Source organism: Natrinema sp. CBA1119 (genome assembly GCF_002572525.1).
Lineage (GTDB): Archaea > Halobacteriota > Halobacteria > Halobacteriales > Natrialbaceae > Natrinema.
This window is the reverse complement of record NZ_PDBS01000001.1, coordinates 1,051,879-1,076,075: the sequence shown is the minus strand read 5'-3', so window position 1 is coordinate 1,076,075 and position 24,197 is coordinate 1,051,879. Positions and strand designations below refer to the sequence as shown.

The 24,197-nt window shown below is 65.4% G+C and carries 25 protein-coding genes; 13 read left to right on the top strand and 12 right to left on the bottom strand.

Features of this window, described 5'->3' with window-relative positions:
* Positions 1–33: 33 nt before the first annotated feature.
* Positions 34–756 (top strand): PHP domain-containing protein, encoded by a 723-nt coding sequence (locus tag CP556_RS05305; RefSeq protein ID WP_098724670.1) that lies wholly within the window; start codon positions 34–36, stop codon positions 754–756.
* A 102-nt stretch (positions 757–858) separates the two neighbouring features.
* Here CP556_RS05305 and CP556_RS05300 read toward each other — a convergent pair whose 3' ends face one another.
* Entirely contained in the window at positions 859–1,272 is a 414-nt protein-coding gene (locus tag CP556_RS05300) for an Lrp/AsnC family transcriptional regulator (protein ID WP_006430489.1), read from the bottom strand.
* Between the two features lie 102 nt (positions 1,273–1,374).
* Between CP556_RS05300 and carA the strand changes: the two genes are divergently transcribed.
* Positions 1,375–2,454 (top strand): glutamine-hydrolyzing carbamoyl-phosphate synthase small subunit, encoded by a 1,080-nt coding sequence (gene carA / locus CP556_RS05295; protein WP_098724669.1) that lies wholly within the window; start codon positions 1,375–1,377, stop codon positions 2,452–2,454.
* Between the two features lie 248 nt (positions 2,455–2,702).
* Here carA and CP556_RS05290 read toward each other — a convergent pair whose 3' ends face one another.
* Positions 2,703–3,887: an ABC transporter substrate-binding protein gene (locus CP556_RS05290; protein ID WP_098724668.1), complete on the bottom strand. Its 1,185-nt coding sequence runs from the start codon at positions 3,885–3,887 to the stop codon at positions 2,703–2,705.
* Positions 3,888–3,997: 110 nt separating this feature from the next.
* Positions 3,998–4,786, bottom strand: a complete 789-nt coding sequence (locus CP556_RS05285) for an SIMPL domain-containing protein (protein WP_098724667.1) — start codon at positions 4,784–4,786, stop codon at positions 3,998–4,000.
* A 133-nt stretch (positions 4,787–4,919) separates the two neighbouring features.
* On the opposite strand from CP556_RS05285, the gene cysK reads away from it, so the two are divergent.
* The gene (gene cysK, locus CP556_RS05280) at positions 4,920–5,873 is read left to right on the top strand and encodes a cysteine synthase A (protein WP_098724666.1); all 954 of its coding nucleotides are present in this window, start codon (positions 4,920–4,922) and stop codon (positions 5,871–5,873) included.
* Between the two features lie 44 nt (positions 5,874–5,917).
* Here the strand turns inward: cysK and CP556_RS05275 are convergent, their stop codons facing one another.
* Positions 5,918–6,868: a glycosyltransferase family 2 protein gene (locus CP556_RS05275; RefSeq protein WP_098724665.1), complete on the bottom strand. Its 951-nt coding sequence runs from the start codon at positions 6,866–6,868 to the stop codon at positions 5,918–5,920.
* Positions 6,869–6,920: 52 nt separating this feature from the next.
* A complete protein-coding gene (locus CP556_RS05270; protein WP_098724664.1) occupies positions 6,921–7,628 on the bottom strand; it encodes a class I SAM-dependent methyltransferase in 708 nt (235 codons plus the stop codon).
* A gap of 224 nt (positions 7,629–7,852) precedes the next feature.
* On the opposite strand from CP556_RS05270, the gene CP556_RS05265 reads away from it, so the two are divergent.
* From CP556_RS05265 to CP556_RS05255, 3 genes are all read left to right on the top strand, one after another.
* The gene (locus CP556_RS05265; protein ID WP_098724663.1) at positions 7,853–8,134 is read left to right on the top strand and encodes a MarR family transcriptional regulator; all 282 of its coding nucleotides are present in this window, start codon (positions 7,853–7,855) and stop codon (positions 8,132–8,134) included.
* A gap of 98 nt (positions 8,135–8,232) precedes the next feature.
* Positions 8,233–9,063, top strand: coding sequence for an MBL fold metallo-hydrolase (locus tag CP556_RS05260; RefSeq protein WP_098724662.1), 831 nt, complete (start codon positions 8,233–8,235; stop codon positions 9,061–9,063).
* 30 nt (positions 9,064–9,093) lie between these two features.
* Positions 9,094–9,768: a YkgJ family cysteine cluster protein gene (locus tag CP556_RS05255; protein WP_098724661.1), complete on the top strand. Its 675-nt coding sequence runs from the start codon at positions 9,094–9,096 to the stop codon at positions 9,766–9,768.
* Between the two features lie 316 nt (positions 9,769–10,084).
* On the opposite strand, the gene CP556_RS05250 is transcribed toward CP556_RS05255, so the two are convergent.
* Together CP556_RS05250 and CP556_RS05245 are read right to left on the bottom strand one after the other, a co-directional pair.
* A complete protein-coding gene (locus tag CP556_RS05250) occupies positions 10,085–10,495 on the bottom strand; it encodes a TRAM domain-containing protein (RefSeq protein ID WP_098724660.1) in 411 nt (136 codons plus the stop codon).
* Between the two features lie 114 nt (positions 10,496–10,609).
* Positions 10,610–12,337 carry a radical SAM protein gene (locus CP556_RS05245; protein WP_098724659.1) on the bottom strand — a complete coding sequence of 576 codons (1,728 nt, stop codon included), beginning with the start codon at positions 12,335–12,337 and terminating at the stop codon, positions 10,610–10,612.
* A gap of 394 nt (positions 12,338–12,731) precedes the next feature.
* On the opposite strand from CP556_RS05245, the gene CP556_RS25830 reads away from it, so the two are divergent.
* Both CP556_RS25830 and CP556_RS05235 read left to right on the top strand, forming a co-directional pair.
* Positions 12,732–12,890: a DUF7559 family protein gene (locus CP556_RS25830; RefSeq protein WP_176548128.1), complete on the top strand. Its 159-nt coding sequence runs from the start codon at positions 12,732–12,734 to the stop codon at positions 12,888–12,890.
* 166 nt (positions 12,891–13,056) lie between these two features.
* Positions 13,057–13,533, top strand: coding sequence for an Hsp20/alpha crystallin family protein (locus CP556_RS05235; protein WP_098724657.1), 477 nt, complete (start codon positions 13,057–13,059; stop codon positions 13,531–13,533).
* A gap of 93 nt (positions 13,534–13,626) precedes the next feature.
* Here the strand turns inward: CP556_RS05235 and CP556_RS05230 are convergent, their stop codons facing one another.
* The 3 genes from CP556_RS05230 to gatD form a co-directional block, all read right to left on the bottom strand.
* Positions 13,627–14,817 (bottom strand): NAD(P)/FAD-dependent oxidoreductase, encoded by a 1,191-nt coding sequence (locus tag CP556_RS05230; RefSeq protein WP_098724656.1) that lies wholly within the window; start codon positions 14,815–14,817, stop codon positions 13,627–13,629.
* A gap of 300 nt (positions 14,818–15,117) precedes the next feature.
* Positions 15,118–15,411 carry a DUF7521 family protein gene (locus CP556_RS05225; RefSeq protein ID WP_098724655.1) on the bottom strand — a complete coding sequence of 98 codons (294 nt, stop codon included), beginning with the start codon at positions 15,409–15,411 and terminating at the stop codon, positions 15,118–15,120.
* Between the two features lie 366 nt (positions 15,412–15,777).
* Positions 15,778–17,061: a Glu-tRNA(Gln) amidotransferase subunit GatD gene (gene gatD / locus CP556_RS05220; protein WP_098724654.1), complete on the bottom strand. Its 1,284-nt coding sequence runs from the start codon at positions 17,059–17,061 to the stop codon at positions 15,778–15,780.
* 92 nt (positions 17,062–17,153) lie between these two features.
* Here gatD and mfnA point away from each other — a divergent pair, with 92 nt between their 5' ends.
* Complete coding sequence (gene mfnA, locus CP556_RS05215) at positions 17,154–18,284, top strand: tyrosine decarboxylase MfnA (protein WP_098724653.1); 1,131 nt, start codon at positions 17,154–17,156, stop codon at positions 18,282–18,284.
* 29 nt (positions 18,285–18,313) lie between these two features.
* On the opposite strand, the gene CP556_RS05210 is transcribed toward mfnA, so the two are convergent.
* Entirely contained in the window at positions 18,314–18,640 is a 327-nt protein-coding gene (locus CP556_RS05210) for a DUF7344 domain-containing protein (protein ID WP_141551631.1), read from the bottom strand.
* Positions 18,641–18,852: 212 nt separating this feature from the next.
* Between CP556_RS05210 and CP556_RS05205 the strand changes: the two genes are divergently transcribed.
* From CP556_RS05205 to CP556_RS05190, 4 genes are all read left to right on the top strand, one after another.
* Entirely contained in the window at positions 18,853–19,668 is an 816-nt protein-coding gene (locus CP556_RS05205; RefSeq protein WP_176548127.1) for a TrmB family transcriptional regulator, read from the top strand.
* 129 nt (positions 19,669–19,797) lie between these two features.
* The gene (locus CP556_RS05200; RefSeq protein ID WP_218011953.1) at positions 19,798–20,031 is read left to right on the top strand and encodes a HalOD1 output domain-containing protein; all 234 of its coding nucleotides are present in this window, start codon (positions 19,798–19,800) and stop codon (positions 20,029–20,031) included.
* 247 nt (positions 20,032–20,278) lie between these two features.
* Complete coding sequence (metG, locus tag CP556_RS05195) at positions 20,279–22,408, top strand: methionine--tRNA ligase (RefSeq protein ID WP_098727291.1); 2,130 nt, start codon at positions 20,279–20,281, stop codon at positions 22,406–22,408.
* Between the two features lie 694 nt (positions 22,409–23,102).
* Positions 23,103–23,816: a potassium channel family protein gene (locus CP556_RS05190; RefSeq protein ID WP_098724649.1), complete on the top strand. Its 714-nt coding sequence runs from the start codon at positions 23,103–23,105 to the stop codon at positions 23,814–23,816.
* A 77-nt stretch (positions 23,817–23,893) separates the two neighbouring features.
* On the opposite strand, the gene CP556_RS05185 is transcribed toward CP556_RS05190, so the two are convergent.
* Complete coding sequence (locus CP556_RS05185; RefSeq protein WP_098724648.1) at positions 23,894–24,181, bottom strand: GYD domain-containing protein; 288 nt, start codon at positions 24,179–24,181, stop codon at positions 23,894–23,896.
* Positions 24,182–24,197 lie beyond the last annotated feature (16 nt).

Sequence of the window (24,197 nt, the reverse complement as noted above, 5' to 3'; positions counted from 1 at the left end):
ACGCAAAAGGATCTGCCCGGCGTTTGCCCCAGTATGTACTCGGTCGACCTCCACGCGCACACGCGATTCTTCCACGGGCGACGATCGCTCGGCGATCGATTCGACCCGGTCGGCGTCCGACTGCTCACCGAAGCGGCCGAACGCCGCGGACTCGACGGCGTCGCGACGACCAATCACGATTACTACACGGCGTTCGACCCCGCTCCGGACGTCGAGACGCTACCGGGGATCGAAATCACGACCGACCGCGGTCACGTCCTCGTCGTCGGTCCCGACCCGCCCGCGGCGACGAAACCCAGCGCGCTCTCTCCCGAGGAGGCGGTCGCGCTGGCCCACGATCGGGACTGCGCCGCGATCGTCGCCCACCCCTTCCGAAACAGCACGGTGCGGGAACTCGACGACGTCCCCTTCGACGCGATCGAAGTGAACGGCAAACATCCGCGTTCGCGGCCGCTCGTCGAGCAGTTGGCGGACGACCGCGACCTGCCGCTGATCGGCGGGAGCGACGCCCACTACCCCTTCGAGGTCGGTCGGGCGTACACGGTCGTCGAGGCCGATCGGCTCACGCCCGAGTCGATTGTCGACGCGATCCGTGACGGCCGCGTGAGCGCACGCGTCTCGAGGTCCGGGTTCGACCGGCTACTGCGAAAGGGGTATCGGGCGATCCACAACCGCAAACAGGTGATCGACGCGATCGAGCGGCCGACGCCGGGCGTGGGGAAACCGCCGGGCGAGGAACCGGAATCCGACTCGTAACTCGCCCGCCGCAGCGGACCGGTGACCGCACGCCGGGTCGTCGCTCCGAGTGGGACGGCGGGACATCGTCCGGACCGGTCGTCGGGCGTATTGCGTCCCGTCCTACCCGAGCTCCTCGTCCAGAATCAGTCGCGTCTTCGTGCTCACGACCTCCTCCTGATCGCGGGCCTTGGTAATGAGATCGTTGACCCCGCGCGTGTCCGCGGCGTCGACGACGAGGACGACGTCCTGCTCGCCCGAGACCATCCAGACGAAGTCGACCTCGTCCCACTCGGCCATCCGCTCGGAGACGCCCTTCGTGTCGACGTCGACCGCGACGCTGATCTCGAGCATCGCCTGGACGTTTCCGGTCCGGGTCGAGATGGTGAAGCGTTCGATGACGTCGTCGTCCATCATCCGCTCGACGCGATTGCGAACGGTCCCCTCGCTCGTCCCGACCTCGTCGGCGATCTCGGTGTACGGCGTCCGGGAGTCTCGCCGGAGAATATCGAGGATCTGTCGGTCCAGGTCGTCCATGGAGATGCGAACCTACGTGTGGCCTGCACTTACCGATTACGAAAATCGTAACTGAGCTTCGAAGACAACACTTATGATGGTCCATCCGATACGTAGATCGTAATGACGGAAGCCTACGTCGCACTGGAAGGCGGCCACGTACTCGAGGGTCGTGGTCGCGCGTCAGGAACGGCTCGCGGCGAAATCGTATTCACCACAGCGTATACAGGCTACGAGGAGAGTCTGACCGACCCCTCCTACGAGGAGCAGATCCTCACGTTTTCCTACCCGCTGATCGGCAACTACGGCGTCCGAGAGGAGCGCTTCGAGTCCGACCGCGTCCACCCGCGCGCCGCGCTCGCAAAGGAGTTCACCGAGGATGTCGTCGAGTGGCTCGAGAGCGAGGGCGTCCCAGCCGTCGACCACCTCGACACCCGAGAGGTCGTCACCGACATCCGCGACGGCGGCGCGATGAAGTGTGGCATCGCCGTCGGCGAGGACGTCACCGAGGAAGACGCCCTCGAGCAACTCGAGCAGTGCAAGGCCATGAGCGACCACACCGATATCGGCGCACAGGTCAGCGTCGACGAACCGGTCGTCCACGGGGAAGACAACGACGGCGAGACGGTCGCCCTGATCGACTGCGGCGCGAAGGGCTCGATCATCAGTTCGCTGCTCGAGCGTGACGCGACGGTCCACGTCCTTCCCTACGACGCGAGCGTTGCCGACGTCGAGGCTGTCGACCCCGATCTCCTCTTCATCTCGAACGGCCCCGGCGACCCGGTCAACTTCGGGCAGGCGATCACGCTCGTCGAGGCATTCGTCGAGGACACGCCCGTCGCCGGCATCTGTCTCGGCCAGCAGATCGTCGCCGAGGCGCTTGGCGGCTCCACCGAGAAGATGACCTTCGGCCACCGCGGCGTCAACCAGCCCGTCCTCGACCTCGAGTCCGACAAGGTCGTCATGACGACCCAGAACCACGGCTACACAGTCGCCGAACCCGGCGAGCACCTCGAGATCACGCAGATCAACGTCAACGACGACACGCCCGAGGGGATCGACGGCATCGAGTACGATGTCATCACCCGCCAGTACCACCCCGAAGCGAATCCCGGCCCCGAAGACACCCTCGACTTCTTCGACGACGTGCTCGCCATGGCTTCCGGGCGAGCGGAGACGCAAGCGGTGCCGGCCGACGACTGACTGACTGACGGCCGCTCGTTCCGTGACACTGCTTTCTACTGCCACCGACCAGCGTCGGCCGTCGACCGCGGCCGGATAGCCGTTCGCAGGACGGAGAAACTCGACGCTCGAGCGGTGACGACGCCGACGGGAAGCCCGCGGGACCGCGTGGGGGCCGGCCCCGACGACGGTGACATCAGCGTCGTACCCCGTCCTCTCAGCGTTCGCTGCTGCCCGTTACACCCTATTGACCTCCCTTGTCTCGGTCCTCACTCCTCGTCGTCGCTTCCGGTAGTGACGATGTTCGCGACCCGGTCGCGATCGAACAGTTGCTCGTCCGCCGGAATTTCCGGGTACGAGTCGCCCGATTCGTAGCCGGGCCATTCGCCGAACTCTTCGGGATAGAGCTGCTTGGCGGTCATCTCGAGCTGGAAGAGGTTCATAATGGGGCCCTGATACCGCATGCCGCTGGCGAGGACCCGATCGTTTTGTACTGCCGTCAACTCGCTGCCGGCGGAGTGCGATTCCATCTCCTCGCGGACCTCGTCGATGGCGTACGTCGGCGTGATTCCCCAGAGGTGAAGGATGACGTCCGGATCCGCGTCGAGCATCGTCTCGTAGTTGACGGTCCCCCAGTCGCCCGACCACTCCACGTCGGCGAGCGCGTCGCGAGCACCGAGCGGTCGCGTCTCTGCCTGCCAGAAGCCGGGCGTGTTGAGATTGTACGTGTAGAACACGCCGTCGCCCAGCGTCGCGCGTGCGACCGTCGGCCGCTCGCTCTCGGCCGGTAGGTTCGACTCGATCTCCGACATCGTGTCCTCGTAAACGCCCTTGAGCGCCTCGTACCGCTCCCGTTCTTGAAAGACGGCCGCGATCTTCTCGAAGAGCTCCCAGAGGGTGTAGTACTCGTAGCTGTCGTCGTAGGCCGGAGCCGGGTCGCTGTGAACGCCGCTGTGATAGCTGCCGACCCACGGGCCGATCGTGTCGGCGATCTCCTCGACGGTCGATTCGTCCCAATCGTCCTGGGTCGTCAGCACGTACGACGGATCGAGGAAGTGAACGTCGCTATCGTAGTCGTAGAGTTCCTCCTCCGTCACGCCGTCCTCGAGCGGGTTCTCCAGGCCCTCCCAGTCGAAGGAGACCCCCTCGAGTCGCTCGTAGAACTTGTTCATCGTCGATCCCGACATCTCCGGAGCGTGCAGCGAGTTCACGGCGTCACCGTGGCTGAGCGCGACCGCCATGTCGGCGTAGTGTGCGAAGGTGACCATCGCGTCCTCGGGGACGGCGTCGAACTCGATCTCGCCCATCGGTGCCATCGACACCGTGTACGAGCCGGTTCCGTCCTCCGAGTTGCCGTCCCCGCCGAGACAGCCGGCCAGCGCTGCGCTCCCGGCTGCGATCCCCCCCGCCACGAACGCTCGTCGACTTCGATCGAACTGCTGCGTCGATTCCATGTGGTTTAGGGAGACCTAACAATTGTAAAAAGCGTTCGGTTTTAGGCGGGCCAAAAAATCGCTGCTGTGACACGAAAGCGCCGCTCAAAACCGGTGTCGTGCCTCACCGGTCACGCCGCGAACGCGTATGTGACCGTCACGCTGGCGCTGACGCTGACCGGTTCCGCGTCTATCTCCGTCGGCGGTGCCCCGCCGCTGGCCGCGTCGTCCGTGGCTGCGGTTTCGCGGCGAACCGAATTCACCTGCACGTCGCCGGTCGTGACGGCCGTCGTCCCCTCGAGTTCGACGCCGCGGTTGTCGGCGACGTGCCCCGCCTCCTCGTCGGCGTTCGAAAGCGCCGCGTCGATAGCGTCCTTCCGAAGTTCGGACCGCGTCTCCTCCGTCAACGTAAAGCTCACGTGACCTACGTCGTCTGCACCGGCCTCGACCGCACCGTCGATGACCTCGCCGACGCGGTCGACCTCGGCGACGGCTACCCGGAACGAGTGTCTTCCCTCGAACCCGTCGGCGTTCCGTCCACGTGCCGGGTAGACGCGGTACTGTCCCTCTTCGACGTTCTCCTCGGGAATCTCGAGGTCGTCGAATGCTGCACGAAGCGCTTTGGCACCGCTCGAGAGCGCGTCGGTGACGGCCTCGGCGCTCTCGCCGGACGCCTCGACGCCGAGGCTGACGATCGCCCGGTCCGGCTCCGCTTCGACCTCCCCGCTGGCGCTGACCGAAATTTCGCCGTCCGCGTCGGTCGCGCTTGATTCAGATTCGGGAGCGGTATCCGAATTCGATCCGGGTTCGTCGTCCGGTTCCGTTCCGGCGTCGCCGCTACTGAGCGGGCTTCCCGCACAGCCCGCCACCGCTGTCGTCAGCCCGATACTCGAGGCCGCGAGGAACTGTCGTCGGTCCATAGGTGATCGACCGCCGCAGACGGGAATAAACCCTCCCCAAGCTCAAACGGTCCTTTGAGCCTCGAGCGTCTCCGCCGAGACCCGAAGACGTTCGGGGAAACTGGCAGTGGGGTGGCCCCGGTCGACTGAACCAATGGACGGAACCGCCGAACCCACAGCCGACATCGATGCCGTTGCGACCGTCGCCGACCTGATCGGCGAGACACCGCTGTTGCGACTGGAGAGCGTCGCCGACAACTGCGTCGGGAAGCTCGAGGCGGCCAACCCCTACTCGGTCAAGGATCGGATCGCTCGAGCGATCCTCGATGCCGCCGAGCGAGCGGGCGCGCTCGAGCCAGGCGGCACCGTCGTGGAGTCTACCAGCGGCAACACGGGGATCGGGCTGGCTGCGGTCTCTGCCGCGCGGGGGTACGACTGCGTGCTGACGATGCCGGCCTCGATGTCGACCGAGCGCCGGCAACTCTTGGGGGCACTGGGGGCCGACCTGGAACTCACGCCCGCCGAGGACGGGATGACGGGCGCCAACGAGCGCGCCGAGTCGATCGTCGCGACCCGCGAGGACGCCGTCATGGCGAGGCAGTTCGAGAACGAGGCCAACCCCACGGCCCACCGGGAGACGACGGGACCGGAGATCTGGGACGCGACCGACGGCGCGGTCGACGCGGTCGTCGCGGGCGTCGGGACCGGCGGCACAATCACCGGCGTCTCGGAGTTCCTGAAAGAAGCGCAGGGAAAACACGAGGTCACGTCGGTCGCGGTCGAACCCGCCGCGTCACCGACCCTCTCGGAATGCAGTACCGAGGGTCACGAGATCCAGGGAATCGGCCCCGGCTTCGTCCCGGATATCCTCCGGACTGACCTCATCGACGAGGTCCGCGCCGTCGAGGCGGCCGACGCAAAAGCCGCGGCCCGGAAACTGGGCCGGACGGACGGACTGCTGGTCGGTATCTCTTCGGGTGCAGCGCTCGCGGCCGCCGCTGAATACGCGAGCGACCACCCGGACGAACTGGTTGTCGTCGTGCTTCCCGACACCGGCGAACGCTACCTCTCGACCGCTCTCTACGACTCCGACACCGACGAGTACTGACTCGCGGTCGAGACGCACCATCTCCGTATCGGCCACGTCGCCGATCAACGCCAGTCGTAGACCCGGACCGCTCGGTCGTGGCGCTCGGCGATCCCGTTGGGGTTGCGCCGGCTCGAGCGATCCCCGTACCGTGCTCGAACGCCGTCCCACAGGCCGCGCGTGACGTTCGTGACGACGGCCGTGCCGTCGGATACCCATCCCGTCGGCGTCGCCTCACCCGCTGCCAGCCGACGGACGCCGGCGGCAGCCTCCCCCAGCGCGCTGCCGACGGTCCGGGCGAGGACGCTCGGTCGCAGTCCGTAGTTCTTCGCCAATCGGTAGGACAGCGACCGGTAGGTCGCTCCCCAGTCCGGATCGGCCCGGCCGCCGTCGGAACGGAGTTCCGACGCGGACCGCCCCATGTCGATCGGCTCGCCGCCGTCGGTCCCAATCTCGCGGCGGGCGGCCATGGCCGCGTCCCACGACACCTCGTACTCGAGGCCGGCCAGACGGTGTGCGCAATCGCGCTCGCTTGCTTCCTCGAGGTACTCGTCGAAGCCGTTCAGGGCCTCGAGGACGGACCGTTCGAAGGCGACGTTGCCGCCGTGAACGTGGGTCACCGTTCGACCGGCGACCTGCTGGGATGACTGCCGGTCTCCGCTCGCGGGACCGCCCGTCACGGGGCCGGTGACGACGTCCGTCGCGCCGGCCATCGCCTCGTCGATGGCCGGATACCAGCTGTGATCGATCGCGTACTCGCCGTCGAGGAAGGCGACGACCTCGCCCGTCGCGAGCTCGAGGCCGGCGTTTCGGGAGACGCTCGAGTTCCGCTCGGAGATTTCGACGAGGACGTCGATGTCGTCGCGGTCGCGGACGACGCCGGTCGTCCCGTCAGAGGATGGGCCGTTTACGACGATAACCTCCGTCGACGACGGCGTTCGCTCCGTGAGGGCGTCGAGACACGACAGCAATCGCTCCCGGTCGTTCAGCGTCGAGACGACTACCGAGAGCTCCATACCCCCCGATAGGGGCTCCTGATAGTAAATAGATGGGATTCAGTTCGCTCGGTCAGCGAACGCGTGCGTTCCAGTACGACACCGACGCGAAGTGGTCGGTGATCGGTAGTTCTCCGACGGCGTTGTCGAGCGCGCGCAGCGGCGACGCGAGGCCGTTGGGAATCGATCGGTATAGCCCGTAGGGGAGGAGGAAGTCGTCCTCGACGTCGACGAGCGTCAGATCCGTCTTCGCGAGCAGAACCGCGACCTCGCTCTTCGAGTAGAGTCGCGACCCCATCGGGAGCGCCCAGTTGTAGATGCTCCGCGACGAAAATCGGTTGAACGTGTCGAAGACGATCTGATCGCGGGAGACGCGTCGCATCTCCGCCAGGAACGCCTCCGGATCGTCCGCAAGGTGGAAAAACCGCATCGCGATGACGGTATCGAAGTGATCGTCCGGGAAGGGGAGCCGTCCCGCGTCACCCCGGAGGAACTCGAGCGTGCCCGCGATGTCCGCGTTCCGGGCCTTCCGTCGTCCCTGCTGTAACATCGCCGCCGAGATGTCCAGTCCCACCACGTCGGCTCCCTGATGGGCCAACATGACCGTAAACCGCCCGGTACCACAGGCGATCTCGAGGACCTTCTTGTCCTCGACGGGCATGATGGACTCGAGGACGGCCGCTTTCTCCCGCCGGTCAATCAGCTGACCGCCCCGGGAGAATCGCTTGTCGTCGTATTCCTCGGCGATGTCGTCGGCCTGGTACCACTCCTGTCCTTTCACACTGAGCGAATCTACTGTCGCGATGGGATAAAACGATACTGGAGTCCGTTGACGAATTGCTGTCGACATGAAACCCGCTTTTCGCCGTCCAGTGCGGTGATCGATGCCGAAAACGGGCAATCATATATCTGTGTTAATATCTCATTCATATGCCTTATACAAACTGTATTATTCGTATCCACATATAGGGAAGCTTTACCATCGACGGTTTCGCTGCAGTAGGTATGAGCACGAGTACAGCCGAGGACCGTGGCGCCGCAGCCGAGGAAACCCTGTCAGAGGACGAATACCGCGACCGACTCCGCGACCTGCCGCCGAGCGCGAAGCTCGTCGCGAAAGTGCTGGAGGCCGACTCGCCGCTTTCCCAGGGCCAACTCGCCGAGGAATCGCTGCTCCCCGACCGCACCGTTCGCTACGCGCTCAACCGACTCGAGGACGTCGGCCTCGTCGGCTCGCGGTACAGTTTCCGCGACGCGCGCAAGCAGGTGTACTTCCTCAAGAACTGACCGTCTCGCCGGCCTCGTCTCCGCTGCTCGGGAATGGGATGGGACCGACGCCGGTCGCCGTCGATACGTCTTTTTTCGCCCGGTCACACTGTTCCGACATGCACGTCACTCGGTGGTCCGTCCCGGTCGCGACGCGCGCGCCGTCCGGCGACACCAACGCGTATCTACTCGAGGCGGCAGAACCGTCGTCGGACGGCGAGCCAGGCCGCGAGCCGTCGGTCCTCGTCGACCCCGCGGCTCGAACCGACGCCCTCGATCGAGCGGTTCGCGAGCGATCCGTCGAACACCTCCTCGTCACTCACACCCATCCCGACCACGTCGGTGCCGTCGACACGTACGCGGCCGAAACCGGCGCGACGGTCTGGGCTCGATACGGCCGGCCGGACCGCTTTCGCGACGCGACGGGGATCGATCCCGACCGCACGTTCACGCCCGGGACGGCGATCCCGCTCGGCGACGATCGCGTCCGCGTCCTCGACGCGCCGGGACACGCGCCCGATCACGTCGCGCTCGAGGCCGGCCGCGGCGGGCCGATCATCTGTGGCGACTGCGCCGTCCGCGAGGGGAGCGTCGTCGTCGGCGCGCCGGAGGGCGACATGCGCGCGTACGTGACGACGCTGCGTCGCCTCTGGGCGATGGACCCGCCGATTCTCTATCCCGGTCACGGCCCCGAAATCGACGCGCCCCGGAAGACCCTCGAGCGCCTGCTCTCTCACCGGGCCGAGCGCGAGCAGCGGGTGCTCGAGGCTGTCACGTCGGGTTCCCAGTCCCTCGAGGAGATCCTCGAGTCGGCCTACGAGAAGGACCTCTCCGGCGTGCGAGACCTCGCGCGGGCGACGGTCGTCGCCCACCTCGAGAAACTCGCCGTGGAGGACAGCGTAGCGTGGGACGGCGAGCGGGCGATCGCGACCGACGCCGAGGACGACTGACTTTTCCGCGTTGACGCCCTCCGCTCAGGTGTGCAATCGCTCGAGGCCGAACTCGACGACGCCCGCCGACTCGCGGTCGACGACCTCGCGGACGCGATCGAGTCGATCGGCTTCGAGTGTACCCGCTGTGGTGCCTGCTGCAAGGCCGACGCCGAGGACGACCACACCGCGACGGTGTTTCCTGACGAAGTTCGCAATCTCGAGGAGAGCGACAGCTACGAGGGTGACTACGACTGGCGCGATATCGCCCGGCCGATGCCCTACGGTCTCTCGGAGACTGAGGACGGCGACCTCGAGGGTGAGACCTTCGAGTGGGCGCTGCAGACCGACAACTGTGGCGACTGTACGTTCTACGAAGAGGACGATTCGGGAATAGGAGCCTGCGCCGCCCACGACGACCGCCCGCTCATCTGTCAAACCTACCCGTTCAGCGTCGCGCTCGCGGGAACCAGCCAGCCGATGGGCGAGGCGGTCGACGAAGCGGGAATGGTCCGCGCCCACGAGTGCGAGGGACTCGGCCGGGACATCTCTCGAAATGACGCCGAAGACCTCGCTCGAGCGCTCAAGGAACGCGCCGTTCGGGAACTCGAAGAAGCTATCGCCGTTCGAGACAACTACGAGCCCGTCGATCGGGACCCCGGCGAGATCGTCGTCCACGACTCCGAAGGCGCGAAACGGGCGGACGGGACGCCGCTCGAGAAATAAGGCGTACGCCGGCAGTTCGGTCGATATCTACCTTTCAGAAGACGGTTCCAAACCGTTGCGACTCGAGTAACGAACCACACAGAAACGGATAGCGGAGCGAATGGCGGTAGAGTCACTGTACGGCGCGCGAAGCGCGCCGTTTCACCGAGCGCGAGCGGTGCGAGGGCTGAGCGAAGCGAAGCCCTCGGAAAAGCGAACGGGGAGGAACGACCCGTGAGCGGAGCGAGCGCTCGGCGTTTTTTGGTCCAGATTTTTGTCGGGGATTGAGGCCGGCGTCTTCGACGCCGGCCGATGTCCCCGACAAAAAAGGTGGGTCTTAGAACGTATCTTCGATGATCTCGCCGACGGCGAAGTTCGACTTGACCTCGGTGACTTCGATCTTGACGCGTTCGCCGACGTCGGCGCCGGGAACGATGATGACGTAGCCGCGTTCGACGCGGGCGATGCCGTCGCCTTGCTTGCCGATGTCTTCGATCTCGACGTAGCGCGTTTCACCGACGTCGACCGGCGGCTGCGGCTCCGACGGCGCGCTCTGGGCCGTCGCGGTCGTCGTCCCTTCGTCGGTACTCGCCTCGCCCTCCCGCGAGATGAGCGCGACGCGGTAGACCTCGCCGGGGTCGATATCGCCGGTCTCGATCTCCTGGCGCGGCACCTCAATGACGTATCGATCCTCCTCTTCCGAAACGTCCGTACTGAACAGACACAGCAGTTTTTCAGATATTTCCACAGGGAGACCCCTCTGTTTCACTTCTGATCCCCATCCATAATAGAACTACCGACACCGAGCCGTCGATTGACGGGCAAAGCGCCCGTTTCGGGACGAATTCGACTGAAGTCAAACTCAGTCCGCGCGCTCGAGCGGCCGCGTCGTCATGAACTGCGTCAGGTCGAACTCGGTCCCGAGGGCGGCGTCGGCGACGGATTCGTAGGGTCGATTGACGACGATATCGCCCGCGGTGCGGTCGCCGATACCGGGGATGGCGGCGAGTTCGTCCATCGAGGCCCCGTTGAGATCCAGCGGGTAGGGAACGCCGGTCACCGAGCGGTAGCCGTGATCGACGACCGCGACGTCGATGGTCCGCTCGAGTTCGCGCTCGCCCGGGATCCCGACCAGCAGGGGGTAGGTGCCGAGCTGGCGGCCGAAGGTCTTGCCGTCCTGGTGATACTCGAGGTGGACGTCCGGGAGGACGGTTCCCGGGGGCACGACGCGCTCCAGCATCGGGTTGTCGATCTCCTCGCGGACCCGCTTCTTGTAGCGTTTGAACAGCTGCTTGTGCTCGTTTGCGATCTCGGCGCCCGTCTCGCTCATGTCGGTGCCGTCGAAGGCCATCACCTGCCGGATGTTGATCCGCCGGAGCATGTAGCCCTCGTCGTACACCCGCTGGAGGAACGCGCGATTGCGCTCGTAGGTCTCCTCGCGCTCGCCCTTGAGGCCGTGCAGGAGGTTGATTCCTGGGAGGAGCTTGGGCAGTCGGCGCGGCGCGTCGTCGCCAAAGGTGGGCGCGGCGTCACGATCTCCCCCGGGTCGCCAGCCCGCTTCCTCGTTGACGATCCTGACCGCTTCGAAACACTCCTCGGCGGTGACGTTGAGGTTGTTCGCCTCCTGGACGACTGGGTCGGCCGACTCGAGGCCGAACGCGGCCGTGTCGCCGGGCGTGTTGTGCTCGGCGATGATCCGGATCCCCTCCCGGCTCTGTTCGGGCCACTCGACGATCGTGATCGGATTCATGTTGTCGAGGTGGAGCGTCTCGAGGTCGGGAGCGACCTCGCGGATCCCGCTGTAGAGCTGGCGCAGGGCGTCGGGATTTGGGGCTTCGCCGTCGCCGCCGTAGGCGAGGATGTCAGCCTGCCGGCCGAGCCGGAAGTGTTTCACGCCGTAATCCGAGAGCGCGTCGACCTCGCCGACGACCGACGGCGGCGACCGGAAGGACGGGTTACCGTAGAGCGGTTCCGTACAGAACGAACACCGGTAGGCACAGCCGCGGGAGGTCTCGAGTTCGCAGATGAGATGCTGGGGATGATTGGGGTGCTGTTCGACGACGAAGGCTCCCTCTTGCGCCCATCGCGATACCTCGTCGACGTCGCGCATTCGGTTGTTGAACCCCTCGAGACCGCTCTCGACGAGGTCGTAGACGGCGGCCTCGACGTCGCCTTTGGCGACGAAATCGAAGTCGAGATCCCGGCGTTCGGTCTCGGTTGCGCCGGCGTTCTCGTCGCCGACGCCGAACTTGACGGGGCCGCCCATGAGGCTCGTGCCGTCGGTCGTCCAGGCGAGCTTTCGGACTTCGTCGGGTTCGGCCGGCGTGCCGCCGACGTACTTCCCGGGGACGGTCATCCCGCCGAGGTAGAGCAGGAGATCGGCCTCGTCGACGTCGCGCCAGTAGTCGGGCTCGTCGCGGAGTCGATCGATCGTGTGGTACGTGATCTGCTCGCGCGGGACGCCCGCGTCGACGAGCGCGCCCGCCGCGTACCGGGGATACGTCGAGATGTACGGCGGCACCCCGAAGTGCGCGGGCTCGTCGACGTAGCCGTCGACGATCGTCACCGCCAGCGTCTCGGGGTCTGTCATGGCTCCCGATAGCGACTCGAGGGGTAAAACGATGACTACACGAACGCTCCGGGCCGGCGGGTGTGTGCGCCCAGCGAGCCGCCCCTTTCCGTCCCGCCCGATGCCTCGCCGCTCACGGGTCACTCCGTTCTCCCGTTCGCATCTTTCGAGGCGCTTACTCCATTCGTGCCTCGCACACCCCAGCCGCCTCATTCGCTCGCTCGGCTCACGGCCTTCGGCCGTTCGCCGTTCCGCGGTACAAAGCGCTGCGTCACGCTCGCTCACTCGCACCTCGCACGATCTCGGCTGCGCGTCGGAGGCACAGTGACATCGGCTGGAAGACGGGACGGTCACGGGTCGGCACTCGAGTGCCGCAACCCCGACGTTGATGGTCGTCGTGATGCTACTATCGCACATGCCACCCACTGAGGAGATCGTCTGTACCGCGGATGATTGCTTTCTCGACATCTTCGAGAATCACTACACCTACGACGTGCCCGACGACTTCGGCGTCTCGGAGCTCTCGTGTCCGGTCTGTGGCGGAACCGACTGCCTCGAGCGGGTGGAACTCTGAGCGGAGTGCTCCGCTCGTCAGACGTTTCTTTTGTTCCGAGCAAAAGGAATATCAACCCGGCTATCGTACCCGTTCGTACGGTCATGTCTCCCATGTACTGCACACCCTTTCTCCAGGTCCCTGCGACCGCCGCCCGCGTCCCACGCACCACCCGGGGTGACGCCCCGTGACCCTCAAAGACCTCGGAAAATCGGTCGGTAGCGCGCTGTACCGGCAGGTCGGGCGCGCAAACGGTCGCGTCCAGAACCATCGATCGCTACCCGTTGATGTCCTCGAGAACGACGCCTCCTACCGCGTCGTCTTCGATGCGCCCGGCGCCGAACCGGACGACGTGCAGGTCCGCTATCTCGAGGGAAACGTTAAGATCCGGATCGACCGGTTCCGACAGTTCCACGAGGGGTACGAGATGCGGTTTCCCGGCCGCGGAATGTCGCTGTCCGCAGACGCCGAGTTACCGACCGACGCGGTCGTCGATCCGGATGCCGGAACGGCGCGACTCTCCGAAACCGGAACGCTGAGGGTCGAAATTCCGAAGGACGCCGCGGTCAGCGACGCGTCCGAGGCCGAATCGGATACGAAAATCGACGCAACCGACGCGTCCGATTCGGAATCCGACACCGAACCGGTCGTCATCGACGACTGACTCGGGCGACTTCGGACGACTACTGTCGGTCAGTTTCGGCACATCTGCGACCCGCCATGTGGGCACGCCGGGACACAGTGACAGCGGACCGTCTCAGTTCGGGTCGAGCGCCATCCCTTCAACGACATCGAACGCCTCGTCGCCCCGGAACCGCGTCGGATCGAAGGCGTCGGTTCCGTCTCCGCCGAGTATTTCTGCCGCGAGCCGCTCTCCGATCGCCGGCGCACGCATGAAGCCGTGGCCCTGGAATCCGGTCGCGACGTACAGCCCGTCGCGGACGCGTCCGACGAGCGGATCCCGGTCGGGCGTCGCCGTACAGAGGCCGGCCCACGCTCGCTCGAGTCCGTGATCGCCGTCCGCGATGCCCGGCACGCGATGGCTGACCCGCTCGAGGAGATCGTCTGTGAACGTGGAATCGGCCTCGCGCTCGTACGCGTCGGGATCGGCCTCGCGGTCTTCGGTCCCGTCGCCCGCGAGGAGGCCGGCCGAGTGGGGTCGCAGGTAGAAGCCGCCGGTCGCGTCGTAACACATCGGTTCCGCGAGGTCGGCGGTCGCGACCAGCGCCTGCACGCGGTACGGCTTGACTGCGAGGGGGATACCCGCATCTGCGAGCAGTCCCTTGGTACGCGCGCCGGCGGCGACGAGCACCGCGTCGACCTCGTGGACCTCGCCATCGGGACGAACGACTCGCGCGGGATCGGTTCGGACGTCGACCGCCGTCTCGGTCTCGAGGGTCGCGCCGGCACCGGTGGCCGCGGCCGCGAGGCAGGCGGTGTACGCGGTTGGATCGACGTAGCCCGCCCCGCCGGCGATCCCCGCGACGTCGACGTCGTCCGTCCGAAGGGCGGGAAATCGTTCTGCCAGCGCGTCGCCGCCCATCTCGAGGGCGACGATGTCGTTGTCCTGCATCCGCCGAACCTGGTCGCGGATCGCATCGGCACGTTGACCATCGCCCTCGCGGGCGAGCCAGACGTAGGGGCACTCGACGAACGAGAACGTATCGTCGCTCGAGAACGCGCGGAACCGCTCGATCGCGTCGCCGGCGATCTCGGCGTCGAGCCCGTCCGCGAAGGCGTCGTAGCAGATTCCTGCGGCCCGACCGGTCGCTTCGCTGGCGACGCCGCCGCGATCGTAGAGCGTCACGGCCGCGCCCTCGCACGCCAGATCGTAGGCCGCGGTCGCACCGATGGCTCCCGCGCCGACGACCGCCACCTCGAGCCCCGCGCCACGGTCGGTGAGCGCGTCCGCACCGACGGCCAGCGCCGGTTCGTCGGCGTCGCTCATTGTCGATCACTCGCGAGAACTATTCGACGGAGTCGGCTCGAATCACGGCCGCCGGTGGGACTCACGTGGTCGGGATCGCCGCTCATGGCCACCACTCGTTGTGGAGGCCACTTATACTGACGGCTGTCCGTCAGTACGTCCGCCGGTGGTTGCGACGGCTGGCCCGTGATTGACACCGGAGAGGAAGGGGGTACGACGGCAGCGGAGACGGAACTCCATGGTTCAGTGCCCCGTCTCCCTGCCGTACGGTAACGTACCGGTCGATCACCGATAGAAGTGGCGCCAAACTAGTTTGGTTCGTCAGGTGACGTACAACGAACGCGCGATCACGAGAAAGCCGGCGAGGACCAGCAGGCTCTCGAGCAGGATGCCGGTCATCAACGGGACGGCGAGCAGTTCATAGAGCATGCCGGCGAGCACCAGCCCGAGGGTGACGAGTCCGAAGCCGAGCGAGAGATAGCCGAGCGCGGGTTGACGGGTCCGCCGATAGGCCTTGTAGGCGAAGAAGGTGATGACACCGCCGACGATGAGGACGAGCGTCTTGACCACCGCAAGGGCGATCGCGGTCGGCATTGCCGCGGCGGAGGACGACATGGCTGTTTGTACTCGGATATTCAAGACCTGTACCAAGAACCTTGCCGTTCCCGGAAGCCGTGGGCAATGCCAGCCACCCTCGTGATAGATCACCGGGGCTTCTCGTACTGTATTCCGGCATCGATCTCTGTCTCACTCAGACTGGCCATCCGACGTGCGGTGGCGCACGCTGTACCGCGGTTCGCAATCGGCGAACAGCGGGACAATGCCGTGCGAGGGATGAGCGAACGACCGTGGGGAGTGAGTGAATCGGCTGGGGAGGGTGTGGTGATTCCCTGTTGCCACGGTAGCAGGACGCTCTGTTACACCTATTTTCACGAGAATTCACTACTTCATTCGCGGTTGTCGGCGCTCAGAAAGTCCGATCTACTCCCAGGGAACCGACCGTTCCTGAATCTCGCCGGCCAGCGAGGTCCCCATCGCTTCCTCGACGTCGTCCGAATTCGCGAGCGCCCACATCAACTTGACTTTCGCCGTCCCCGGGAGCGTATCGCCGGCCTCGACCACGCCGGCCTCGAGCAGGTCCCGACCCGTGTCGTAGACCCGGTCGCAGACCCGCCCCTCGAGACATTGACTGGTCATGACGACCGTCGTCCCGTTTTCGATCAGTTCCTCGATGCGGGGGATCAGATCGGTGTGGACGTGGCCGAGTCCGGTCCCTTCGATGACCAGCCCTTCCGAGCCCTCGACCACGTCGAGGAACGCGGGATCCATCCCGGGCGTGAACTTGATCAGTTCGATGTCGTCCTCGAGATCGGGTTCGATCGAGAGATCGACCGCGCCGCGCTCCCGATAGTCGCGGCGGAACGAGACCGTCTCGTCCCCGCTCGCTTCGTAGTTAACCTCACCCAGCGGCTTCGCGCCGACGGTTTCGAACGCGTCCCGGCGCGAGGTGTGGTTCTTCCGCACGCGGGTGCCCCGATGGAGCGCACAGACGTCGTCAGATTCGGAGGCGTGCATACAGACCATGACCTCCGCGCAGTCGCTCTTGGCGGCCTCGACGGCCGAGACGGCGTTCATGACGTTGTCCGAGGACGGCCGGTCGGCCGAGCGCTGGGAGCCGGTGAAGACGATCGGCACCGGCGTCTCGAGCATGAACGAGAGGACCGACGCGGAGTACTGCATCGTGTCGGTGCCGTGCATGACGACGACGCCGTCGGCACCGGCCGCGATCTCCTCGTGGACCGCCTCGGCGAGGTCCCGCCAGATCGGCGGTTCCATGTTCTCCGACAGGATGTTGGCGACGACCCGCCCGCGGTAGTTCGCGCGGCCCGCGAGATCGGGAACGGCCCGCAGGACGTCTTCGGCGTCGAACTGCGCCGTCACCGCGCCCGTCCGGTAGTCGATCGTCGAGGCGATCGTCCCGCCGGTCGAGAGCAGCGAAATCGTCGGCAGGTCGTCGTCGAACTCGATCTCGGAGCCTGCTTCCTCGCCTTCGCTCTCGGTATCGTCGACCCCCGTCGAGTCCGTGCCGTCGATCTCGTAGACGTCCTCCGCGAGGACCGACACGTCGGCAGCCTCGCGATCGACGCCGACGTTGTAGCCGCCCTCGAGTTTCACCACGAGCTGCTCGTCCGTGCTCGAGGGGAGCAACACGCCTTCGTACGTGCGATCCGCGCGGTCGACGCGGACGCGGTCGCCTGGGTTCATGGGTTGGCGTTGCGCGGCGGCGGACTTGAAGGCACGCTTTCGGCGGCACGCGTCCGTCACGTTTCGACCCGAACGATCCCCGTCGAGAAACGGTGACAAACGTAACAAATAAACGCACGACCGTTCACAGACGTGATATGCAAATCGAGCCGCAAGCGTTCGATCGGGTTCTCTCGTCGATGTGTACGGAACCCCATCCTGCGGCGCGCGACGCGGCCGAGCGGTTTCTCGCGACGAACCCCGGCGATCCCGGCACCTATCCGAACGTATCGGCGCTCGAGGACGACGCTATCGCCCTCCTGAGCGAGGTCGCGGGGTTGGACGACCCCGCGGGCTACGTCACCAGCGGCGGCACGGAGGCGAACATTCAGGCGGTCCGGATCGCCCGCGAGCGGGCCGGGAGCCGCTCGCCGAACGTGGTCATGCCCGAGTCGGGTCACTTCAGTTTCCAGAAGGCCGCCGACCTGCTCGGCGTCGAACTGCGCATCGTGCCGACGGATGACCGCCATCGCGCGGATCTCGAGGCCGTCCGCGCCAGCGTTGACGACGACACGGCGCTGGTGGTCGGCGTCGCGGGGACGACCGAGTACGGCCGCGTCGACCCCATCCCGGAACTGGGCGAAATCGCGAGCTCGGTCGACGCCCTGCTCCACGTCGACGCCGCCTGGGGCGGCTTCGTCCTGCCGTTTACCGACTACGACTGGCACTTCGACCACGCCGCGGTCGACACGATGACAATCGATCCCCACAAGATGGGACAGGCCGCGGTTCCCGCGGGGGGACTGCTCGTCCGCACTCCCGACCTGCTCGACGAACTCGCCGTCGACACGCCCTACCTCGAGTCGACCTCCCAGGCGACGCTGACCGGCACCCGTTCGGGCGCGGGCGTCGCCAGCGCCGTCGCCGCGATGGAAGAGCTGTGGCCCGGCGGCTACCGCCGCCAGTACGTCCGCTCGCAGAACAACGCCGAGTGGCTCGCTGACGCCCTCGAGAAGCGGGGCTATCAGGTCGCCGATCCCACGCTCCCGCTGGTCGCGGCCGACGTGCCGCGGTCGACGTTCAACGCGCTGCGGGCCAAGGGCTGGCGGATTTCGCGGACCGCAACGGGCGAGTTGCGGGTCGTCTGCATGCCCCACGTCACCCGCGAGATGCTGGCTTCCTTTATCGGGGACTTGGACCGGCTCGAGGTTCGCGCGAGCGTTCCCGTCGTGAGCGACGATTGAATCGCCGTCCTTGCTCTTGCTGTCTCTGCTTACCGACCGTTCTCGACGGAGCGCATGAGCGCGGCGAGCGCCGTCGCTCGAACGGGCGTCACAGAATGCGTCTCGGTATCGTAGTCGACGATGTCGGCGTCGTCCAACTTCGGCAAGTGGCTGTGATGCAACGTGGCGGCGACTTCGTGCGTTCGTTCCGTCGACGCGCGGTCCGATTCCGGCCCCGTTTCGGCTGTTGCGACCACCGCGGCGAGGTCGTGTAGCGGCATCGACGACTCCCGCTCGGAGAGGATATCGACGACGTCGCGGCGGTATCGGTTGCGAAGGAGCGCGAAGAGCGTATCGATGGTCTGTTCGTCGGTCACGGGAGGATGTGTTTCGTATTCCATGGTCGTTGATGAGTGTGAGTCACAGTGCCCGTCCCTGTGAGGTGACGGGAACGGTCGCTGATCGACTGTCCCGCAGTACCCCGCGGATCCGTTTAAGTCGACCGACAGTTCGAGAGGAACACCGGCCACAGTGTTCCTCCGGGAAGAACACGCCAAAGAGACTACCCGCTGCGGACCCTACCCTCGATATGGGAGAGGCTCAGGAAGCGATAGCGGCATTGGAGGAACTCGGGTTGACCGAGTACGAAGCGCGGTGTTTCGTCGCGCTCGCACAACTCCCGCACGGGACGGCCAAGGAAATCGGTCAAGTGGCGGATATCCCGCGGTCGCGGGTGTACGAGACGATGGATCGGCTTCGGAAGAAGGGGCTGATCGAGATCCACGAGACGGAGCCGCGGATGTATCAGAGCGTGTCGACCGACACCGCGATCCAGATTCTCCGCAAGGAGTACGAATCGTACTTCGACACGGCGGAACGGACGCTCGAGCAACTGGAACCGGCGTACAAGGAAGCCCAGCAGGGGGTGTGGGCGCTCAATACCCACGAGCAAGTCACCGGGCGAATCGTCGACCTCATCACCGATGCGAGCGACGAGGTCGTGTTGCTGGTGTTGGAGGAAGACATGCTGGACGAGGCCACCGCCGACGCCTTGGTGGACGTCAGTGACGACGACATCTCCGTTCACGTCGGAACCGTCTCCGAATCGACCCGCGATCACGTCGAGGGCATGGCGATCGACGCGACAGTCTTCACCACCGACCTGATCGAGTGGTTTACCGCCATGTCCGGCTCTCCGCGCCTCAGCCGGCTTCTCCTCGTCGACCGGGGGCCAGTGCTCGTGAGCGCCCTCCACGAGGAGGAACTGCCGGGTGTACCGAACGAAACGGCGGTGTGGACCGACGGTGTCGACCACGGCTTCGCGACCTTCGCCGAGCGGGTTTTCACGTACGAATTGAAGGAGAACGTCACGGCGGAAACCGACGAAACCCACGAACCTACGTGATTTCGATCGTCTCACGTAGCCGTACTGACGATCGGACCGAACGTTCACTCGATACCTCACAGGTCGTATCTTTACGTTGATAGAACCCTAACATCCGCTGTGGAATATGAAATCGGAGAGGACGAATCCATGTGTACTGCGATCGTTCTCGCGGTGAGTTCGGCCGAGGGGTGCGATCCCTGTTCGCTGACGCCGTTGTACGAGGCGATCGACCCGGAGGCACTGACGGCGCTGTTCGATTCGCAGCCCTCCACGTCGAGCACCGATCCGATCACAGTAACGTTCACGTTCAGTGACTATCTGATCACCGTTACTAACGGAGCGTCTCTCACGCTCCGCCCGGCGAACTCTCCCACTCAGTAGCCATCTCTCGCCGTCGCCCGACGGTGGTTCCCGGTAGCGTAGTATCGCGTTCGTTTCGACGGCCGTATCACGCCCCTCGTGCCGCCGTCATCGTTTCGCGTCTATCGCTTTTCGCGGTCGTACTCGACACACCTCCACCGTTCTCGCTCGAGGCGGGGGCCGAACGGTCGCGAACGCGTGACAGCGGTCGGCGGATCGAGCGATCGAAACCGGCGGGTTTTACGCCCGGCAGCGCAACGTGACGACCATGAGCCACGACGAGTTTCCGACGGACGAACCCGCCGTCGTGACCTGCGGGTTGCCCTACGCCAACGGCGACCTGCACATCGGTCACCTTCGGGGGTACATCGGCGCGGACGCGTTCAATCGCGCGCTCGAGACGCTGGGCCAGGACTCCATCTACGTCTGCGGATCGGACATGCACGGGACGCCGGTCGCGGTCAACGCTGAACAGCAGGGCGTCGACCCAGAAGACTTCGCGCTGGAGTGGCACCGCCAGTACGAGGAGACGTTCCCGAAGTTCAACGTCGACTTCGACAACTACGGCCACACCCACGACGAGACGAACACCGAACTCACGCAGGAGATCGTCCGCACGCTGGACGACGAGGGCTACATCTACGAGAAGGAGATTCAGGTCGCCTACGACCCCGAGGCCGACCAGTACCTCCCCGACCGCTACGTCGAGGGCACCTGTCCCTACTGCGGCGCGAAAGCCCGCGGCGACGAGTGCGACGAGGGCTGTCAGCGCCACCTCGAGCCGGGCGAAGTCGAAGACCCGACGAGCACGATCACGGGCAACCCCGCAGAGTATCGCGAGCGGAGCCACAAGTTCTTCGAGGTCTCCGAGTTCACCGATTTCCTCACCGAATTTTTGGACGGGCTCGAGGGGACCTCGAACGCGCGCAACCAGCCGCGGCAGTGGATCGAAGACGGCCTCCAAGACTGGTGTATCACGCGGGACATGGATTGGGGGATCGACTATCCTGACGACGAAGCCGCCGGAGACGACGGTGACGACCTCGTCCTCTACGTTTGGGTCGACGCCCCGATCGAGTACATCTCGAGCACGAAGCAGTACTCCGAACGCGTCGGCACGGACGAGTACGACTGGGAACAGGTCTGGAAGGGAGACGGTGAGATCATGCACGTCATCGGCCGGGACATCATCCAGCACCACGCGATCTTCTGGCCGGCGATGCTCGAGGGCGCGGGCTACAACAAGCCCCGCGGGATCGCCGCGACCGGCTTCATTACGATCAACGGGAAGGGGCTCTCGACGAGCCGAAATCGAGCGATCTGGGCGAAGGAGTACCTCGAGGAGGGGTTCCATCCCGACCTGCTGCGCTACTACCTGACGACGACCGGCGGCCTCCAGCAGGACGTCGACTTCTCCTGGGACGCCTTCCAGGAGAAAGTCAACGGCGAGTTAGTGGGTACCGTCGGCAACTTCTGGTACCGCTCGCTGCTCTTTGCCTACCGCAACTACGAGGGCACGCCGGACGCCGACGTCTCCGAGGAAGTCCGCGAGCGTATCGAGGGAGCCATCGGCGACGTGCGCGAGAGCGTCAACGACTACTCCATGCGCGGGGTCGGTCAGGCCGCGACGCAACTCGCCCAGTTCGGCAACGAGTACATCCAGCGCAACGAGCCCTGGAAGCTCACCGATGAAGAGCCCGAAAAAGCTGCACAGGTCATCCGCGACTGCGTCCAGCTCGCCAAGGCCGTCGGCGTCCTCCTCGAGCCGATCACCCCCGACAAATCCCAGGACCTCTGGGCGCAGATCGGCGAGGACGGCGACGTTGCCGACGCCCACCTCGAGGACGCGCTCGAGGCCCCGCCGCGGAGCTTCGACGAACCGGGCGAACTCTTCGAGAAGATCGAGGACGACCGCGTCGCGGAACTGACCGAAAAACTCGAGGATCGCGTCGACGCGGCCACGGACGGCGACGACGAGACGGACGACGCAGCCGAAACCGAAAGCGACGACACGGCAGGGGACGAATCAGGCGGTATGACGGACACCGACGACCTCGACGACCTCGAGGCGCTGGCCGACGAGCGGATCGGCTTCGACGACTTTCAGGAGCTCGACATCCGCGTCGGTCGGATCGAAACGGCCGAGGGGATCGAGGGCGCGGACGACCTCGCGCGCCTCGAGGTCGACATCGGCTTCGAGACGCGACAGATCGTCGCGGGGATCAAGCAACTTCACGACCTCGAGGAGTTGCCGGGGACGAAGTGCGTACTACTCGCGAATATGGAAAAGGCCGAACTGTTCGGCGTCGAATCCAACGGCATGATCCTCGCGGCCGGCGAGGAGGCGGACCTGCTGACCACCCACGGCGACGCCGCGGTCGGCGAGAAGATCAAGTAACCCTCCTGAGACCAGCGGGGACGATCCGTTTTTTGAAGCCGTTGGATCTCCGTTCGTGTTTCGACCCTCGAGAGCCCCGTTTTCCTCGAGGGGCTTGCGTGTCGCTCACCGCGCGAGCCCTGTGTACAGCGTCCGGAGTGTCAATTGCGCTCAAATACTACTATAACGGATGCTATCCATTGGTACCATATGGCACAGAGTGACAGTAGCGTATGGGAGTCCGTCAGGACGAATACGCGGTCAAATTGGCTCGCACGGGTGCCGAAGACTCCCGAATCGGCGGAAGTGACGGCATTAGTAGTGATCGCGCTGTCACTTTTTTCTCTCATGGCGTTCGGGAACCTCGCCGGACTCTGGTAAGGCCCACTCGGTCGGGCACCGCCGCACTTCTCTCCTCGAACCGAAAAGCGACTGCGATTCGACGCTCCGGCGCAGAGCCCAGTACTGTCGCATTCGCTCTCGCGGTCGTCTCGAGGAGTCCGGTACTCCGAGACGGTGGTCGAGACGATTTCGAGATCGATCTCCATCGACTCGCCGGCTCGCAAATTTTACTATCTCCTCATCAAAACTCCGATATACTCGACGAACGTGGATTAAAAACCATTTCAGATAGCTATTTGTATGCCGATACGGATCGTTAACTGTGTTCCCCGATAGCACACCGAATTTCGGGAATCGACCGATCCTGCGCCAGATGGTCGCGCCGATCGGCGTCTTCGTTGCGATCGTCGCGGCGGGAATTCTTGGCTATGCGATGCTCGGGAACGTCGGTCTCGTGGAGGCAGCGTTCTGGATGATCGATCCGACGAGCATCGATCTGCACTTCGAGGCACACGCCGGTCCCGATCGATCGACGAAGGCCTACGCCGTGGTGGTGACGGTCGGACTCGTCCTCTCGGGGCTGTGGATCGGCGAGACGGTCGTCACCGAACTATTCGGGGGACGGATTTCCACGGAGGTATCACGAGCAACGATGCAACGACGAATCCGGAACAGCGACGATCACGTTATCGTCTGTGGCTACGGCATGTTCGGACGCACGGTCGCAAACCGGCTCGCCGAGGCGGGTCGAGCGGTCGTCGTCATCGAGATAGACGCGGACAACGCGGAACGCGCTCGGGAGGACGGCCACCTCCTCGTGGAGGGCGACGCCAGACGGGAACAGGTGCTGCGAACCGCCGGGGTCGATCGGGCGACGAAACTCGTCGCCGCGATCGACGACTCGAACGTCAACATCCAGATCGCGATCGTCAGCGGGACGGCCGCGTCCTCGGCCGAGGTCCTCGTCCGCGTCGGCGACGAGGTCTACGAGTCGGTCGCGCGCGAGGCCGGCGCCGACGAAGTCGTCATCCCCGAAGTGGTCAGCGGCGAGCGCGTCACCCGGCTGCTCGAGCGGCCGGCGGACTGATGCGGGCTGCTGTCCCGCTGTACCGCTGCTCTCGAGCGGCGGAACTCGGCGGCACCGTCGCCGGCGCGACGTCTCGATCAGATCTCGTCGACGACGTTCGAGAAGTCGTCGGTGTCGACGATTTCCATCGTCTTCCCCTCGAGACCGTGCCGATGGAGCGTCAGCGCCGACTTGAACGCCGCCTCGTTGTCGTCGGTCTCGAAGACGACGAGGAAATCGTATTCGCCGAGGGCGGCGTAGGAGTTGCGGAGTCGCGCACCGTGTTCCTCGAACTCCGTTCGAATTTCGCCCCAGATCGTCGCGAGTTCCTGCGCGTTCTGGACATCGCGATCGGCGAGATCGACGAGCGTGGCGTAGGTCGGCATATCGGTTCGGAGGGGC